The following is a 14,860-nucleotide window of genomic DNA, read 5'->3' as shown; positions in this document are numbered from 1 at the left end:
TGTGAGGGATGCTCATGCTTTTGTTTTTTCAGATCATGGTGTGGACGATGGCGGCCGCACTCATTTTATATGTGTACGCATCCTGGCGGTATGAGGCAAAGGTAAAAGAAAAAATGTTTGCCATCCGTAAAACGTGGTATTTACTATTTGTACTGGGCTCCATGGTCTATTGGACATATGATCCTGAATCGCTCTTTGCCGCATGGAGACAATATTTGATTGTTGCCGTCTGCTTTGCCCTTATTGATGCGTTTATCTTTTTGAGCGCGTATATCAAAAAGCTCGCCGGCAATGAATTAGAGACGGATACGCGGGAAATTTTAGAAGAAAATAACGAAATGCTTCACTCCTATCTTGAAAAACTGAAAACCTATCAATATCTGTTGAAAAATGAACCGATCCATGTATATTATGGAAGTACAGAAGCTTATGCGGAAGGCATCAGCAGACTGCTGGCCGCTTATGCCGAAAAAATGAATGTCACGGCTTCCTTGTGCGACTATTCCGCACAATCGGATAAGGACCGCTTGACGGAGCATATGCCTGATGCGGCAGACGTTCAGTCCCGTCTTAACCGTAAAGACGTCTACTATGATCAAAAAGGCAGGCTTGTGCTTATTCCGTTTACAGTCCAGAACCGCCATTACGTGATCAAACTCACGTCGGAAAACCTGTTGACGGAATTCGATTATTTGCTTTTCACATCGCTAACGAGCATTTATGATTTAATGCTGCCAATAGAAGAGGAAGGTGACGGTTAAATGGAGCAGGCATTTCAAAACGGGCAGCCGGAACAAAGAGCGAAACCGTTTAAAATGTTTAAAAAACGTTCAATGACAAGTATCGCAAGTTACCAGGTCAGCCCTCATACCGCCAGAATTTTCAAAGAAAACGAGCGGCTGATTGACAAGTATAAACAAAAAAAAGCTTGATTACACTAAGGACAGGAGACACGGCTCTTGTCCTTATTCCTTTTTTCCTTATCTTTCATATAATAAAACCAACAAAGAGATGCGACAGGTGATGATGTGAAGAAAATTGTCAGGCGCGTAAAGTTTGTGGATTACGGACGCTTCGGGCTTTCCGCTTATTCGCTGAGGATGCGGGCGAGGAATCTCGGGCTATTGAACCGGTTAAAAAAGAAAAAAGGCTGAATCCCGCAATGTGAACGGGACTCAGCCTTTTTTGTTAAAGCTGCATCAGAATTTTCGCTTTTACAGCGGGGCCGTAGACGCCGTCAGACGTCAGCCCGTTTACAGATTGGAAGCGGGCCACGGCATCTGCGGTTTTCGGACCGTAGATACCGTCAATTCCGTTATTGACAGCTCCTTTTTCAGGATAGAAATAAAGCGCGGCGAGCGCGTTTTGCACCTGGTATACCTTTTCGCCGGACGTGTACGGCTCTGTCAGCTGAATCACCTCGTCCGGGAGAGAATACAGTGCTTCAACCGGCGGGCTGACGATCAGTACTTGTCCGACTTTAATCAGGTTCGGGTCAGCGATGTTATTCCATTTCTGCAGATCGGCCACGCTGACGCCGAATTTCCGCGCGATCGCCGACAGCGTATCTCCTTTTTGGACGGTATACGTCTGTCTTTCCCCAGAACCGATTCCCGCTTTAAACTCATCCCATGTATCCAACAGTCTTCTCGGACAAAGCTTTCCTGACCAATGCTTGTGCGCAACGACATTTGCAAGCGGGATGCCGTGCGACGTCATTAATGTGCGGATGAGCCATTGTGCGTTTGCCACGGCCTGTGAAAAGTTGCCGTCTGCGTTTTCACAAATTTCAATACCGATGGATTTACGGTTGCCGTCTCCGTTTCCGTCACCGGCATGCCAGCCGTTTTCGTTCAGCGGAAGATGCTGATAAATTTCCGTATCATCGACTGTGAAATGCCAGCTTGTCGGTGTATCGGGATTTTTCACATAGCTTGCGTGACTTTTGGCGTTAGCTCCGACTGCAGTATTGGCTGTATTGTGCACCGTAATGTAAATCGGTGTCATTGCATAGCCTGGGCGGTTATTGTTTCCTGCCGGGATAAAATCCTGTGTGATTTTTACCATATTCTCATCTCTCCTATTTCGATAAATTGTTTATTTTTAATAAAGCCTGCTGTTTTTTCCCTTTTGCTGTAACGTAATTGTTTTTAAACCAGGCGGCGGCAGTCGTTATGATTGTAAAAACGGCCGACCCGGCGGCATACAGCGTATCTGCAAGCTGGCTGACCTGGTCCTCCTGAATATTCAGCGGCGATTTGCCGAACATCAGCAAAGTTTGATTCAATAAAGCAAGCAAAAGAAGCACCGTCCTGACGACCGTGCCTTTGTCCGCGAATTTCATATCGGTTTCCCCCTTACTTTTGCAGCAGATTGTACATGATGGCGATGGCTCCGCCAATGACGCCCGTGCAGATTGCTGTCACGATCGCTCCTGTAATGGTCCGCTTAATCCATGTTGTGTTTTCGTCAATTTTGTTCAGTTTTTCATTCAGCGTCATGATTTGCTGATCCTGCCGGTCGGATACCCGCTCTAATGCGGCCACCCGCTGTTCAAGCACCTTTTGTTCACCTTTGATGCCTGCGAATTCTTTTTGCACCGCTTGTTCATCCAGAAGCACTTCCGCTCCCCCCCTCTTACATTGTTCTCACCTCCCTTCGGAAGTTTCATTCTTAAGAAAATGCCGTGCCTTTGACAGAAAGGCTCCCGCCGGAAATGCTTTTGATTTCCATGATGATTTCCTTAAAACCGGCAATATCAAATGACCACACTTCGTCTGTGCCTGATGTACCGGCTGCTGATGTTCCGTCTTCAGACCTGATTCCTCTGATCGGCACGTTTTTTCCCGAGATGGATCTCCCCCAAAACGCGACATGGCCCGACTCAGCCGTGCCGGTGATTTCGACGAGAAGTTTTTTCCAAGCGCCCGCCGAGAAGATGCTTCCCTCGCCAGCCTCTGCTGCATTTTCATGAAAAATCACGTCTGTATATGAAAACGCCATATCACCGCCCGTACCGACAGATTGGTATAAAACAAATTCGGACTGCTTTTGATTTCCATTTTCAAAACGGAACCGGTAATATCGTTTTGTCAGGCAGACCCACCCCGAAGCGGTCAGCACTCCGCCTTTTACTGCGAGAGAATGTGAAGCTGTCCACGAATTGTTATCCTCGCTCTCTTCGATAAAAAGAGTTCCGCTGCGGTCCGAATAAGCCCACCCCTGTGCTCTGTCTATTAAGACGGCTCCTAAACGGTCTTGTCCGAATTGGCTGTAAACTTCAATCGCTTCTAGCGGCGTATTGGTAAGAAGCTCTGCCATTCCGGACAAATCAGCAACCGACGTGACATAATCGTTTTTGTTACCGCGATAAGCTTTTACTGCGCCGGGTCTGCCAAGTTGATCGGCGGGAAATTCAAATGAATGCTTTTTCATCGGCCGTCCTCCTTTTCTCATTTATTAAAAATGACAAATAAAAAAAGCCGTTCGGCTTATGACACAGCATTTTTATAGTTTTCGTATGTTTCACCCGTTATTTCTTGAAATTCCTCAGGCGTGATATACTTCGCGGCCACACCTTCCGCCAGATCTTCGGCAGAGCAGTCATCATAGCCCATAGCCTGTTTTACCATTTCTATTGAGGCCCACTTATAAAACAAAGCGTACACCCAAAAGTTAAGTCTCTTCATTTTTTCATTCTCCTTTTACGTTTAATAATTCTAATTTTAAAGACGCTAATTGCCTGCCGAGTGACTGCTGCGCCTGTTCGGCTGCTTTTCTGGCCAATTTCTCATTCGCCAGCTGTCCCCCGAGGCCTGCAAGCTGGTTTGAATCGGGCGCCGTATCTTTTTTTAAGCTGTCTTTATATGCTTCGTCAGCCGTTTCCACCCATTCTTGTTTCTCTTCATCAAAAAATGGGCGCCACATGCCTTCGCCGTTTATTTCCGGCGGAAAGTCCGCAGCGTTAGCCGGCATCAAATAATCTCCTGTCTCAGAATCCGGATAAAGCTCAACCGGAGTGCCTGTATAAATGTTGTCATTGTCGTACGGAAATATTAATTTCATTGTCTCGCTCCTTTACGTCAGTGCCAAAACAAGGTCAATATAATAGCCGTTCACGTTATTTTCTATATTGGCCATAATTCCCGTCAGCTTCATATCTCCATTAGAATAAATAATAAATTTGCTGTAACCGGTGGTGCCGCTGGCTGCAACCATCGTTACAACGCCTTTGGCCGGCGCACAAGAGGATGGCACACTCCCGAATACCACTTCTCTGTCCGTAAGAACGTGTCCGTTCAGGTGAAGGGTGTTTCCCACTTTGCGGTATTGAAGCGGCCTGTCTCCTGATTTAGCGCCATTCTTATAAGGAACATTTATCCAAGGTACATTCTCAGTATCAAGTTCAGTAACGAGGCGCCGCCAGCCCTGCCAGCCCAAGTTCAAATCCAAATAGTTCGTGAACATATTATTTTTATAATCGACGGCAATGACATACCCAAACGTTCCATTTCCCTCACTGTCAAGAGAGGTAAAATGAAACATGCCGCGGGTCGAAGCGTTGCTCGGACTGTTTGCCGCTTTGCCGGTTGAATAAAAGGTGCCGAACGCCCTGCCGTTTTTAACGATTTTTTCAAGAAAGTTATCATCATCACCAATTGTAAGAAGATAGCCGCCGTTATCGTTTGTTATTTTCGAAAGCTGTGCGCCGTTCCACATATTTTTATCCGCCTGTGTGACATGGATGTCTTTTTTATTGGCGTGAGCGTCTACTTTTGCTTGAGAGCCTGCATCTGTTTCTCTTTGGCTCCACTCCGACCAAACGCCTTTAGTGCTGAAACTTCGGACGTATATGGGATTTCCGGCGGTCACTGTGTCTATAAACATTTGGACAAAAGTCGGTGATGCTCCTTAATTGTCCGTATTCCGCAGAAAACAGCCGCTGGCGTTCGTTTAACTCATCAACTTCGCCCGGGGTGTTTTTTCCGCCGCTTTCCGCGTTCTTATGGAGCGCCTCGTCCCAGCGCCCTTCTTTTTTCCATCTGCCGATCGTTCTTGCGGATACGCCTGATTTGCCGGCAAGGGCGCGATTTGTGATGCGGCCTTTATGAGACTGATAGATTGTAAATGCCTGTTCTCTTTTTGCGTTTTTCATGCTACGGCATCACCGCCACCTCCGACATGATTGTCTATAATAAAAAGCGGCTTCTAATCGGGCCGCTTTTTGTGATCGTCTGTTCACTTCTAGGTGGCAAACGTATGACAACTTATGAAGCAGGCGATTGATTTCTTTGTTCCTGCTGTTTTTGAATTTTTAGAAGCGCCCGTTTGACCGTCGTCTGTACGGTTGATTTCTTTACATTCAGCAAGGCGGCGATCCGTTCATACGAAAAGCATTCCGCTTTGTGGAGCAGCAGCATTTCTTTTTCTCTATCCGTTAAAACGGCTAATGCGTCCCGCAGTCTGATTCTGTCTTCTTCAGTCACATTTGCGGAAGGTTCAAACATCAGCGCCTGCGAATAGGTTTCTATGATTCTAGGATCTTTAATCAGCATTCTCTGATAAGCGTCTCTGCGGTCTATCGCTCTTCTTATGCCGGGCTGCCGGCCTTTTTCAAGCCATTCGATGACATATTCCACATCTGTAATGATCGTTCTGATGATTTTTTTATCTTTCAGTTCTTCTGAAGTAAGCATCGTTTCATCGGCTTCCTCCAGCTGCTTGTACCACTTTTTCGTCTCTTTCAGCGTGCGTTTATATTCAAATAGTAAGTCTTCCATGTAGATCCTCCTCTTTTTCGGAACAAAAAAAGGACACCAACCAATGCGCAGCATGTACGCGATTGATCAGTGTCCGCAGGCTTTCCGTCTTGGACGTATTCTGTTTTTAATTCAATTTAAAGCCGATTTCATATTCGACCCGGGCCAGATCCCCTTTTCGCGTTTCGACAAGCGTTTTGCCGTGCTCCGGCGCTTCGGCGAGCCATGCTTCCTTCTTCAGTCCGTCTACAATAATCACCCGAACCTTGCCTTCTTCCAGCTGGCTTTTTAATGTTGTATGTTCAATGTCAGTCAGTTTTTTAGGATTCATGTTTTACGTCCCCCGTCTTTTTCAGGATATTTACTTCATGTATGAGGCTTTCGAGCTTATTTATGAACGCTTCTTTTTCTTCAGAACTTTCTCCCCGGAGCAGGCGGAGAGCCGTTTCGGCCGCCTCAAAAAGTTCCGGGGCTTTCTCCATCAATGCCGCGTTGATCTGCTGTGAGTATGAACTTAAGTTGAAAACGGCCGCGATGAGCCTTCCGTTTGAATAAGGGAACTTCTCTTTATCCGCTTCGCTGTAAGCGGAATAAATGTAAATGGGTTTTTCTTCTCCGCTGTGTACGGCCCGCCATGGAGCGGGACTGTGTTTTTCTTGCAATGGTTATCCTCACTTTCCATCAGCCTCATGCCATGCTTCAATTTGCTTTTCTATCCGTTTCGCCCTGAACAGCAGGCAAAAAAGCCATTTGATATATTTATACACGTGCATCAAGCCTCGCTTTTGCGTCTTGAACCATTCGCTCAAGACGTTTAATGACCGGCGTTAAATCAGTGCCTGTTTTGCAGTTCGGGCAAGGGTGAAAGACAGCGCCGAAACCCGTTTCCGTCATAATGACCTTCTTCGGCCCGCACAGCTTACACATTATCTCGCCCCCTCTAATCTGTGGTTTACGTCAAATGAATTGCCATTAATGATGACTAAATAATCGCTGCACATCTCATAAATTCTTGTGCCTAAGGCTTCATCAACCTGCACCAGTCCGTCACAGGCCAGCTCGCTCGAGATAAGAACCGGCTTATGATTTAAATAGCGGTAATTCACGACGGCGTACATTTGTTCAATCTGCCAATCGGTCGCCCGGGGTTTTCCGTTCAGCGGTTTGAACAGATCGTCAATAAAAAGCACATCCGCCTGTTTCTTACGGCCAAGCTTTGCATCAAGCAGATCAAAATCATTTTTTAAATCCGTAAAGCCCTCCACAAAAGGAAAATACAGCACCGGTGTCTGCTTCTGTCTCATGACATAATTGCTGAGAGCGGTCAAAAGATGGGTTTTTCCCGACCCCGGACGCCCTAAAAGGGCAATGCTGTTTTTCCGGCAGTTTTTAATCTTGTCGAAGTTTTCAACATATTCAAGGGCGCACTCATATGCGTCGACGACTGCCTGAGGCTTGCCCCGCGTGATAAATCCTTTGAAATCCAGCTTTCGAAAGGCGCCTGTAATCTCACTTGCGCTGAGGATGCGCTCTGCTTTTCGTTCGGCGGTGCAGCGGCACTTAACCCACACATCCATGCCCAGCTGGTTTTTGAGATAACCGCCCTGATCTTTACAGAGCGGACAGTCAAAGCGGCTTTCGTCTGATTCTTCCGGTCTGTCCGCCAGTAATGGACGTTTTCCGTTTTTCAGGTCGGCCAGTATCTGCTCGATCGTTCGTTTTGTCATGTATCGTATTCCTCTCTTTTTTTGTTGTGATTGTCCTTCCCGCAATTCGTGCATTCAAGCGGTCTTCCATATACTTGGCGCAATAGCTGAAAGCCTTGATCGTTTCAGCTGAAGATGTGCGCCGCTGTTCAAAAGCGGTAAAGCATTCGCCGAGCCATTTGATTGCTTCTTGTGCTGACGCACCGAGGGAAACAATACGGGCGATGGCCTGATAATCCCGGGGCGACGGGTATACGCTCCGCCCCTCCTGTGCAGACCTTAATCTGATAAAATGGGCGGCAATGTCGTTAATCGTTTCTTCAGCAGTATGATTTTTTGTTATATCTATTTCTCTCCGGACATTTTTGTCCCGGTGATCCGCCGATATTGTCCGGTCAGTTGCTTCCGGGCGGGTCAATGTCTTTTTCGGCGTGAATCTTTTCGAGTGCTTTACGGAGACGATGAGTCCGTAAGGGGCGCGGACGGTTTTGATATATTCATGCTGTTCCAAAACCTCAAGCCACCGTCTGACGGTTTTTTCGCTGACGGCAAATACATCGGCCATTTCTTTTGCTTTTAAGGGCTTATGACCGAGGACGATCCCCCACTTTACGTCGTCTTTTACGTGTTCCTTTGTCGTTGAGCTGATGAACCATAAAAACAGCCATATGGCGGACCCTATTTTGTCATAATGTTCTGAATTAAATAATCCGGAATAGATGAAAAACGGGTAGCTTTTACGATTCATATTGGACGTCTCCGTTTGTCTTCAGACTTATATAGCGTTCATACTGCAATCGGTTATCAAATCGGAATACCGGAAGTCCGCAAGCGGTAAAAGATATCGAGCCGCCTGCTTTTCCTAAACATCTTTGGTCAGCCGGATTGCTGCTGAAACGGATGATAATCGGCTTCATCTCTCACCCTCCTGATCAATTTTTTATCGCATGTTGATACATTCCGTATCCCTATGATGTTGATTATATACGATACAATTCGTATCATCAAGACCTTTTTGATACTTTTTTTATCATCGCTTTATTTTGATACATTTTGTATCTATAATCATAAGTAACTTAGGGTGTTGAAAAAAGAGAGGTCATTCGGATGATAGGCGGAAGATTAAAGAGTCTCAGAGGAAAGAAAACGCAGGAAGAAGTCGCAAATCATATCGGTGTCTCGCGCGCCAGATATTCTCATTATGAAAACGGCCGATCTGAACCCGATTACGACACGCTGCAAAAGCTTGCGGATTATTTCAAAGTGTCGACTGATTATTTGTTAACCGGAAAAGAACCTTCAGATGAAGACATGTTTGCCGATCCCGACCTGCAGATCGCATATCGGGACATGCAGGACTTTTCCCCGGAAAGCAAGCAGCAGGCCATTGAATTCATTAATTATTTAAAAGAAAAAGAGAAAAACCGCAGGCCGAAACATAAATAATCCGCTCTTTTCCTTTAAACTGCTTAACGTTCAGCCGATATAAAAGCTGAATGTTTATTTTTAAAAGAAAAGGGAATTGATTCAAAGTCCGATCAGGGCTTTTCTTTCTCGCTTAAAAAAGAACATATGTTCGAAAGGGTGTATTCAATTGGGCGATTTTTTAACACATCTTGAGGAATACGTCAAAAACTTATATTGCCGCATGGGAATGACCGCCCCTCTCCATATTGATATGCAGATGATTGCCAAGGAGCTTGACATTTGGATTCATTTTGAAGATACGCACAGTATGATGCTGAAGCGGGACGGCATGTACAGCATCGTCCTGAATCAAAAAAAGTCACCCGAAGAGCAATGGCAGGATTTTGCGCACGAACTGTGCCATGTGCTGAAGCATACCGGCAACCATTTTCATATGAACAAGCTGTTCAGGGAACTGCAGGAATTTCAGGCCAACCATTTTATGTACCACTTCTGTGTGCCGACCTTTATGCTGTTAAACATGGAGCTTCCCCAGCGGAGGAGCCACGCCGTCATTTTAATCGCAGCCGCTTTCCGGGTGACGGCATCATTTGCGGAAAAAAGGCTGGAGCTGTTTGAACGGCGTAAAGCAGGTATTCAATTTCAGAAGCGGCTCACTTGTCTGTTATCCGACAAGCGGCCGAATGTGTATTATGAAAGCGGACAGACACACTTGCATGCCGCTGAAGAAAAAACGCCGTATTTTATTGAAAATTAGCGATACTCCCCCGGCAGAGTGTCAGCATTTTAAATCGCAGGAAAGGTTTTTGCATCTTGACGCTGTTCTCACCGTGCTGCCAGCCAAGCACTTCTTGCGCCACATAGCTCCAGTGAATGTGTAAGAACGGGCCCCCCCTGTTCATTTATCATAAAAACCGGCCTTCACGGCTTCTACATACCGAAAAAACAGATCGGTTGGCGTATATTTTTCTCCCCGGCAGCCAAAATTGCTGAACAGCGCGTGTCTCTGCGCCGTGCTCACTTCCAATTGCAGCCCCATTTTCCTTTTTGTCCGATTGACAATGTTGCCGGGATTTACACCTGCCAGCCGATCATTCTTCTCTGTCAGCTCGGCATCAAACCCCGCTTCACGCAGCAGATCACAAATCAGTCTTGCTTTTTCCAGATCCGCGCCCCCGACGAGTGTATTTGCCTTTTTCAGATCATGATACCCATGAAAAGCCAATGCGTAATGATGGGCGGTCACTTTTTCTAAAGCCAGGGGTTCGTCAAAGCGTGTGCTTGTCAAATGGAGAGAACGGTTATCGCACCGCTTCGTTCCTTCAAATAAATAAATTGAGCTTTGGTCAGAAAATGCCCGCACCAGCTCACTGACTCCCGGCTCAATCCTGCCGCCGTGGGGAGCGAGGACGATACATTTACTTCCCTCTTTTTCTTCATAAATAATACTGTATTCTGATTCAGCAGCTGAAAGGGCTGCGAAATTGTCATATCTATCTTTCATGTGTAACATGCTCTCCTTTTCCAGTCAGCACCAGTTTACTCTACTCATCTGGGAATGGAAACCTTTTTATAGTATGATTTGATAGAATACGTAACAGGGGGGATATATCATGGGGTTCATCAATGGCTTGCTGGGCAATGCGTCAACAATATCGACGGCTGAAGCAAAAGCAGAACTGGCCCGTATTCTGCTGGAAGGTGAGAATGTCAACGCCGCATTTAAGCTTGTCCGAGATATCATTGTCTTTACGGATAAGCGTCTTATCCTTGTTGATAAACAGGGACTCACGGGGAAGAAAACGGAGATTCAATCCATTCCGTACAAGAGCATTTCCAGATTCAGCGTAGAAACCGCCGGCCGCTTTGACCTTGATTCAGAGCTGAAAATTTGGATTTCAGGCGCGGAACTTCCCGCTGTCTCAAAGCAGTTTAAAAAAGATGAAAGCATTTATGATATTCAAAAGGCCCTTGCCGCAGTTTGTATGTAAGAAGAAACGGAAGCCCGGGGAGCTTCCGTTTTATTGATTACAGTTTTTCTTCTATTTTCGCCTTCGTTTTCGGGCCGTAAATTCCGTCTGCCGTTAATCCGCTGACGGTTTGAAAACGTTTTACAGCATTTGCCGTTTTCGGGCCGTAAACGCCGTCCGCCCCATGATTTTTTGCTCCTTTATCGGGATAAAAATAAAGAGCGGATAAAGCGTTTTGCACTTGTTTTACGTTTGTCCCTTTCGTCAGCGGTTTCGTCACTTTGATCACACCGGATGGAAGCGGATAGGAAGACACAGCCTGACTTTTTGAAGAAGAACCCGTCTGAGCGAGCTTGATCACTTGTCCGACTGTAATGTGATTCGGATCGGTGATATGGTTGATGCTTTGCAGCGATTTTACGCTGACACCGTGCGATGCGGCGATTTCCGATAAGGTGTCGCCTTTTTTCACATGGTATTCAGACGCGGAAGAAGAAATAGAGGCTTTTTTCGCCGGCATACTCCCGCTTAATTTCTTTTCAATCTTCGCCTTCACTTCATCCCAGCGGCCTTCAGACAAAATGCGGTGCGGGCAGTACTTTCCGTTCCAGTCCTGATGCTTTCTGATTCTGTCAATCCCCCAGCCCCGTTCTTTCAAAAGCTGCGCCGCAAACGCAATCGCCAGTTCTTCTGCGGCTCTGTACCGTTCGCCGCCTGACTTACTGTAACAGATTTCTATAGCAATCGACTTTCGGTTTCCGGTACCGTTCGTGCCGTCTCCCGAATGCCAGGCATTCCGGTCCAACGGAATTCCCTGGATCACTTCTTTGTCATCAACCGCAAAATGATAGCTCGTTGATTCACTGTTTCCCGTCATATAGCTGATTTCATTAGCGGCGGATGCGTCGTTTGCCGTGTTATGAATGGTAATATACTCCGGTGTCATCGGATTCGGACATTTTAACGCATATTTATCAGCCGATACGAGCCGTTTTTTCACTTCAATCCCCACTCTTCATCTCTCCTTATGCCTTTTTCATCAATAGGTGGCATTCGTAGGACAGATAACTTGAGCATATAGACTCTGCATTCGGATAAAAATGGAATGGATACGCATGCAAAAAATAAGACCCTTCCAAAGAAGGGTCTTTATGTTATGTTTGGTTGCGCGCGGCAATATGGAATGTGCCGTCCGCTTGGTTTTCCAAATGGCTTTCATGGCCGATCACCTGTGTAAAGCTGAACCCGACAGCAACAAGCAGCAATCCTGACAACAGTTTAGATTTCATATAGACAATCTCCTCTCTGGATTTGTTTTTGGGCGTGCACCATTTTTTCATAAAACGTGAGCGCTTTTTCAGGCTGTCCGTGTTTCATGTAAAATTTGGCAGCGTCATGCGCCAATTCTTCCACATACGGATACAGCATGTGTTCTTCCAGAAAATCAAACGTGTGCCTGACGGATGCGTTATCCATTTCCTTGCCGTATAACGCATGTAAAAATTGGAACAGATTCACAAACAATTCATCATTGTATTCGCGGGCGATACTGAGCCCGAGGCGGTATTGCTTCTCTGCTTCGGCTGTAGTGTTCTGTTTATAAAGAACCTGTGTTAATGAGTAAATAGAATGCGGAAGATTATCGAACTTTTCTGACCTGCAAATGGAAACGGATGTCTCAAAATATTCGGCTGCTTTAGAGAGGTCTCCCATTTTTTCGTAACAGTTTCCGAGATTATATAAGGCTGAACTGATAAGACGGGGATTGCCTTCTTGTTTTGCAAGATCTAAAGCAAGTTCTAAGTGGGGCAATGCTCTTTCTGGATACTGCATGTCATCATAATTCCCTGCAATAACGAATTCACATTGGATTCTGCGGACGTTGTACGTCTCATACGATTGGTACGTTTCAAGGGCTTGAACGGCATAACTCATGGAGACGTAGGTTTGTTTCAGGTTGTAAAATATCTCGGCCATTTTAAAAGCAAACTCAGCTTTCTCGATGTCATCAGAAACGAGTGCAAGGTTTTTTTCAGCCCGTTTGTAATACATCATGGCGTTTAGGAACATTTTCTGTTTAAATTCGTACATTCCTCGAAAAAAATTAAAGTAGTAATCAAGCAGTCCTGTCAGTTTATACTGGTTGCCTTCAATGTCTTCCAATAATTCTGAAAACTCAGGCTGAGAAGGGTCCTCCTTTAAGGGCTTGATGTAATCCAGCATGACACGGTGTCTGAATTCCATTAATGAATAATACAGCAGCAGATCCTGATCTTCTTCCATATCCTCGATCTCTCTCTCTACTTCACGTTTGACGCGCTCCGCCTCAAGGACGTGAAACTGCCGGATATGGGTATACCATTCATTAATTTTGAGCCCGACAAAAGAGGACGGAATAGTCTGCTTCATCCTCAATAAATCCCCCCTTTTGGAATGACCGAGATATGTCATATTTTATCATATTTGCTAGAAAAAGAAGAACGCAAAAAGACCGCAATTGTCGAATTTCGGATATCCGCAACGATTTATCTCCGTCACAAGCTTATTGCTTGTTTCTTCCGTGCCGTTGATATAGCATATCCTTGCAGCTTTTATTCTGTATTAAATGGGGGTTTTCACATGACAGCACAAAATCAATTGGTCAGCCACTTTCTGTCACATCGAAACGTGACGATTGAACTGGCCGAAAAAATCAGCCGCGAGCATTACGACTACAAACCGGCAGAGACATCAATGTCCGCTCAGGAACTTGTAAAACACATCGTTTATTCTTTTCTTATGTTTGCAAACGTCATTAACGACGGAAACGGATCAGCCATCCAGAACAAACCGAAAGAAGAAGCGGAAACAGACCTCGTCAAACTGGCGGAAGCATGTACTGAAAAAACGACAGACATCCTGTCACAGCTGACTGAAGAGCAGCTGAACCGCGAAATTGACCTGACCGCCTCTTTCGGCAGAAAAGTAACCGGCGCCGCTCTCCTTCAGCTTGCCATGGAGCATGAAATTCATCATAAAGGCAATCTTTTCGTGTATGTCAGAGAAATGGGCCACACGGAACTTCCGTTTTATCAGCAAAAATCATAATCCGGCCATCCGCCGGTCTGCGACATAACAGCAGGCTGGCGGATTTTTTTGTTCTGTATAAAATTTTCCGAAAATTTAATTGATTACCGCCTCTTAATCATATATAATCTGATAAAAATAGTAGGATTATTCAGGAGGCACACAGATGACTGTAAGCATTGTGTTTATGGGTTTCTTTGTCGGAACGCTGGTCGGATTGACGGGTGTGGGAGGAGCGGCGCTTTTGACTCCTTTACTGATCGTTTTGGGGATCAACCCCTCAATCGCCGTCGGCACTGACCTTTTATATAACTCCATCACCAAACTGTTCGGTGTCGTTTCTCATTGGAAACAGCGCACCGTTCAATTTAAACTTGTCGGCTATTTGGCGCTCGGGAGCATTCCCAGCGCAACAGCCGCCATCGGTGTTCTTCACTTGTTTCCCGCTTTTCACCAGCATCAGGAGCAGATTATCAAACAGGCGCTCGGCTACGTACTGACCCTTGTCGCCATTTCCATTATCGCCCGCCTTTTTTTCGATAAAAAACTGCGGCCGAACCGCTGGCAGCAAAAAACGCTTGAAGAAAAGCGGACGCTCATGATACTGATCGGCGTCATTTTCGGCTTCATCGTCGGCCTGACATCTATTGGGTCCGGCTCATTATTTGCGATCGCCATGCTATACCTGTTCAGAATGAAAACGGCAGAAGTGGTGGGAACGGATATCGCACATGCCTTTTTGCTCGTAACTGCTGCCGGTCTGTTAAACGCAAGCTTCGGAAGCGTCGATTACCTGCTTGTATTGAATCTGTTGATCGGCTCTGTGCCGGGTGTGCTTCTCGGCAGCTTCTTTTCGCCGAAATTCTCACCGCGCCCGCTGCAGTTTGTGATGGCGGCGATTATTTTAATCAGCGGAATAAAACTAATATAA

Annotated in this window: 25 protein-coding genes and 2 pseudogenes; 8 read left to right on the top strand and 19 right to left on the bottom strand. The window is 45.9% G+C overall.

Annotated elements, in window-relative coordinates:
* The first annotated feature begins 14 nt into the window (after nt 1-14).
* From BXO87_RS02780 to BXO87_RS20930, 3 genes are all read left to right on the top strand, one after another.
* The gene (locus BXO87_RS02780) at nt 15-761 is read left to right on the top strand and encodes a type II toxin-antitoxin system SpoIISA family toxin (RefSeq protein ID WP_007407256.1); all 747 of its coding nucleotides are present in this window, start codon (nt 15-17) and stop codon (nt 759-761) included.
* On the top strand, nt 762-932 hold the full coding sequence (locus BXO87_RS02775) for a type II toxin-antitoxin system SpoIISB family antitoxin (RefSeq protein WP_003154807.1): 171 nt from the start codon (nt 762-764) through the stop codon (nt 930-932).
* 96 nt (nt 933-1,028) lie between these two features.
* Nucleotides 1,029-1,154, top strand: coding sequence for a hypothetical protein (locus BXO87_RS20930; RefSeq protein WP_003154809.1), 126 nt, complete (start codon nt 1,029-1,031; stop codon nt 1,152-1,154).
* Nucleotides 1,155-1,188: 34 nt separating this feature from the next.
* On the opposite strand, the gene BXO87_RS02770 is transcribed toward BXO87_RS20930, so the two are convergent.
* The 15 genes and pseudogenes from BXO87_RS02770 to BXO87_RS02705 all read right to left on the bottom strand — a co-directional run bounded on the left by BXO87_RS02770 (nt 1,189) and on the right by BXO87_RS02705 (nt 8,382).
* The gene (locus tag BXO87_RS02770) at nt 1,189-2,067 is read right to left on the bottom strand and encodes an N-acetylmuramoyl-L-alanine amidase (protein WP_007407257.1); all 879 of its coding nucleotides are present in this window, start codon (nt 2,065-2,067) and stop codon (nt 1,189-1,191) included.
* 13 nt (nt 2,068-2,080) lie between these two features.
* The gene (locus BXO87_RS02765; RefSeq protein ID WP_003154813.1) at nt 2,081-2,344 is read right to left on the bottom strand and encodes a phage holin; all 264 of its coding nucleotides are present in this window, start codon (nt 2,342-2,344) and stop codon (nt 2,081-2,083) included.
* A 13-nt stretch (nt 2,345-2,357) separates the two neighbouring features.
* Nucleotides 2,358-2,621, bottom strand: a complete 264-nt coding sequence (locus BXO87_RS02760; protein WP_003154815.1) for a hemolysin XhlA family protein — start codon at nt 2,619-2,621, stop codon at nt 2,358-2,360.
* 52 nt (nt 2,622-2,673) lie between these two features.
* On the bottom strand, nt 2,674-3,435 hold the full coding sequence (locus tag BXO87_RS02755; RefSeq protein ID WP_038457737.1) for a hypothetical protein: 762 nt from the start codon (nt 3,433-3,435) through the stop codon (nt 2,674-2,676).
* Between the two features lie 56 nt (nt 3,436-3,491).
* Complete coding sequence (locus tag BXO87_RS02750) at nt 3,492-3,689, bottom strand: XkdX family protein (protein WP_007610833.1); 198 nt, start codon at nt 3,687-3,689, stop codon at nt 3,492-3,494.
* Between the two features lie 4 nt (nt 3,690-3,693).
* On the bottom strand, nt 3,694-4,065 hold the full coding sequence (locus BXO87_RS02745; protein ID WP_038457736.1) for an XkdW family protein: 372 nt from the start codon (nt 4,063-4,065) through the stop codon (nt 3,694-3,696).
* 12 nt (nt 4,066-4,077) lie between these two features.
* Nucleotides 4,078-4,911 (bottom strand): annotated as a pseudogene (locus BXO87_RS02740) (hypothetical protein); the annotation flags it as partial.
* A gap of 10 nt (nt 4,912-4,921) precedes the next feature.
* Nucleotides 4,922-5,155: pseudogene (locus tag BXO87_RS02735) on the bottom strand (terminase); the annotation flags it as partial.
* A 112-nt stretch (nt 5,156-5,267) separates the two neighbouring features.
* Entirely contained in the window at nt 5,268-5,780 is a 513-nt protein-coding gene (locus tag BXO87_RS02730) for a sigma-70 family RNA polymerase sigma factor (RefSeq protein ID WP_032874577.1), read from the bottom strand.
* A gap of 106 nt (nt 5,781-5,886) precedes the next feature.
* Nucleotides 5,887-6,090, bottom strand: a complete 204-nt coding sequence (locus BXO87_RS02725) for an XtrA/YqaO family protein (RefSeq protein WP_003154859.1) — start codon at nt 6,088-6,090, stop codon at nt 5,887-5,889.
* Nucleotides 6,080-6,421, bottom strand: a complete 342-nt coding sequence (locus BXO87_RS02720; RefSeq protein WP_038457733.1) for a hypothetical protein — start codon at nt 6,419-6,421, stop codon at nt 6,080-6,082. Before BXO87_RS02720 ends, BXO87_RS02725 begins: the two co-directional genes overlap by 11 nt.
* Nucleotides 6,422-6,518: 97 nt before the next feature.
* Nucleotides 6,519-6,686, bottom strand: coding sequence for a hypothetical protein (locus BXO87_RS20775; RefSeq protein ID WP_162839610.1), 168 nt, complete (start codon nt 6,684-6,686; stop codon nt 6,519-6,521).
* Nucleotides 6,686-7,486, bottom strand: a complete 801-nt coding sequence (locus tag BXO87_RS02715) for an ATP-binding protein (RefSeq protein WP_076851216.1) — start codon at nt 7,484-7,486, stop codon at nt 6,686-6,688. The genes BXO87_RS20775 and BXO87_RS02715 overlap by 1 nt, the downstream gene beginning before the upstream one ends.
* Nucleotides 7,386-8,213, bottom strand: coding sequence for a phage portal protein (locus BXO87_RS02710; protein ID WP_076851215.1), 828 nt, complete (start codon nt 8,211-8,213; stop codon nt 7,386-7,388). The genes BXO87_RS02715 and BXO87_RS02710 overlap by 101 nt, the downstream gene beginning before the upstream one ends.
* Nucleotides 8,203-8,382 (bottom strand): hypothetical protein, encoded by a 180-nt coding sequence (locus BXO87_RS02705; RefSeq protein ID WP_038457727.1) that lies wholly within the window; start codon nt 8,380-8,382, stop codon nt 8,203-8,205. The genes BXO87_RS02710 and BXO87_RS02705 overlap by 11 nt, the downstream gene beginning before the upstream one ends.
* Nucleotides 8,383-8,572: 190 nt before the next feature.
* Here BXO87_RS02705 and xre point away from each other — a divergent pair, with 190 nt between their 5' ends.
* A complete protein-coding gene (xre, locus tag BXO87_RS02700; RefSeq protein WP_003154871.1) occupies nt 8,573-8,911 on the top strand; it encodes an HTH-type transcriptional regulator Xre in 339 nt (112 codons plus the stop codon).
* A 148-nt stretch (nt 8,912-9,059) separates the two neighbouring features.
* Nucleotides 9,060-9,650, top strand: a complete 591-nt coding sequence (locus BXO87_RS02695) for an ImmA/IrrE family metallo-endopeptidase (RefSeq protein ID WP_038457725.1) — start codon at nt 9,060-9,062, stop codon at nt 9,648-9,650.
* Nucleotides 9,651-9,791: 141 nt separating this feature from the next.
* Here BXO87_RS02695 and BXO87_RS02690 read toward each other — a convergent pair whose 3' ends face one another.
* Complete coding sequence (locus BXO87_RS02690; protein ID WP_038457723.1) at nt 9,792-10,397, bottom strand: poly-gamma-glutamate hydrolase family protein; 606 nt, start codon at nt 10,395-10,397, stop codon at nt 9,792-9,794.
* Nucleotides 10,398-10,506: 109 nt separating this feature from the next.
* Between BXO87_RS02690 and BXO87_RS02685 the strand changes: the two genes are divergently transcribed.
* The gene (locus BXO87_RS02685; protein WP_007610770.1) at nt 10,507-10,884 is read left to right on the top strand and encodes a PH domain-containing protein; all 378 of its coding nucleotides are present in this window, start codon (nt 10,507-10,509) and stop codon (nt 10,882-10,884) included.
* Between the two features lie 37 nt (nt 10,885-10,921).
* Here BXO87_RS02685 and BXO87_RS02680 read toward each other — a convergent pair whose 3' ends face one another.
* From BXO87_RS02680 to BXO87_RS02675, 3 genes are all read right to left on the bottom strand, one after another.
* Entirely contained in the window at nt 10,922-11,875 is a 954-nt protein-coding gene (locus BXO87_RS02680) for an N-acetylmuramoyl-L-alanine amidase (RefSeq protein WP_038457721.1), read from the bottom strand.
* A gap of 142 nt (nt 11,876-12,017) precedes the next feature.
* Nucleotides 12,018-12,152, bottom strand: coding sequence for a PhrA family phosphatase inhibitor (locus BXO87_RS20425; protein WP_003154881.1), 135 nt, complete (start codon nt 12,150-12,152; stop codon nt 12,018-12,020).
* Nucleotides 12,142-13,278: a Rap family tetratricopeptide repeat protein gene (locus BXO87_RS02675; protein ID WP_087920760.1), complete on the bottom strand. Its 1,137-nt coding sequence runs from the start codon at nt 13,276-13,278 to the stop codon at nt 12,142-12,144. Before BXO87_RS02675 ends, BXO87_RS20425 begins: the two co-directional genes overlap by 11 nt.
* A 204-nt stretch (nt 13,279-13,482) precedes the next feature.
* Between BXO87_RS02675 and BXO87_RS02670 the strand changes: the two genes are divergently transcribed.
* Together BXO87_RS02670 and BXO87_RS02665 are read left to right on the top strand one after the other, a co-directional pair.
* On the top strand, nt 13,483-13,950 hold the full coding sequence (locus tag BXO87_RS02670; RefSeq protein WP_021494037.1) for a DinB family protein: 468 nt from the start codon (nt 13,483-13,485) through the stop codon (nt 13,948-13,950).
* 145 nt (nt 13,951-14,095) lie between these two features.
* The gene (locus tag BXO87_RS02665) at nt 14,096-14,860 is read left to right on the top strand and encodes a sulfite exporter TauE/SafE family protein (protein ID WP_007610763.1); all 765 of its coding nucleotides are present in this window, start codon (nt 14,096-14,098) and stop codon (nt 14,858-14,860) included.

Origin of the sequence: Bacillus sp. GZB (assembly GCF_001975995.1) — a bacterium.
GTDB classification, from domain to species: domain Bacteria; phylum Bacillota; class Bacilli; order Bacillales; family Bacillaceae; genus Bacillus; species Bacillus velezensis.
This window is presented reverse-complemented; position numbering and strand designations above follow the sequence as displayed.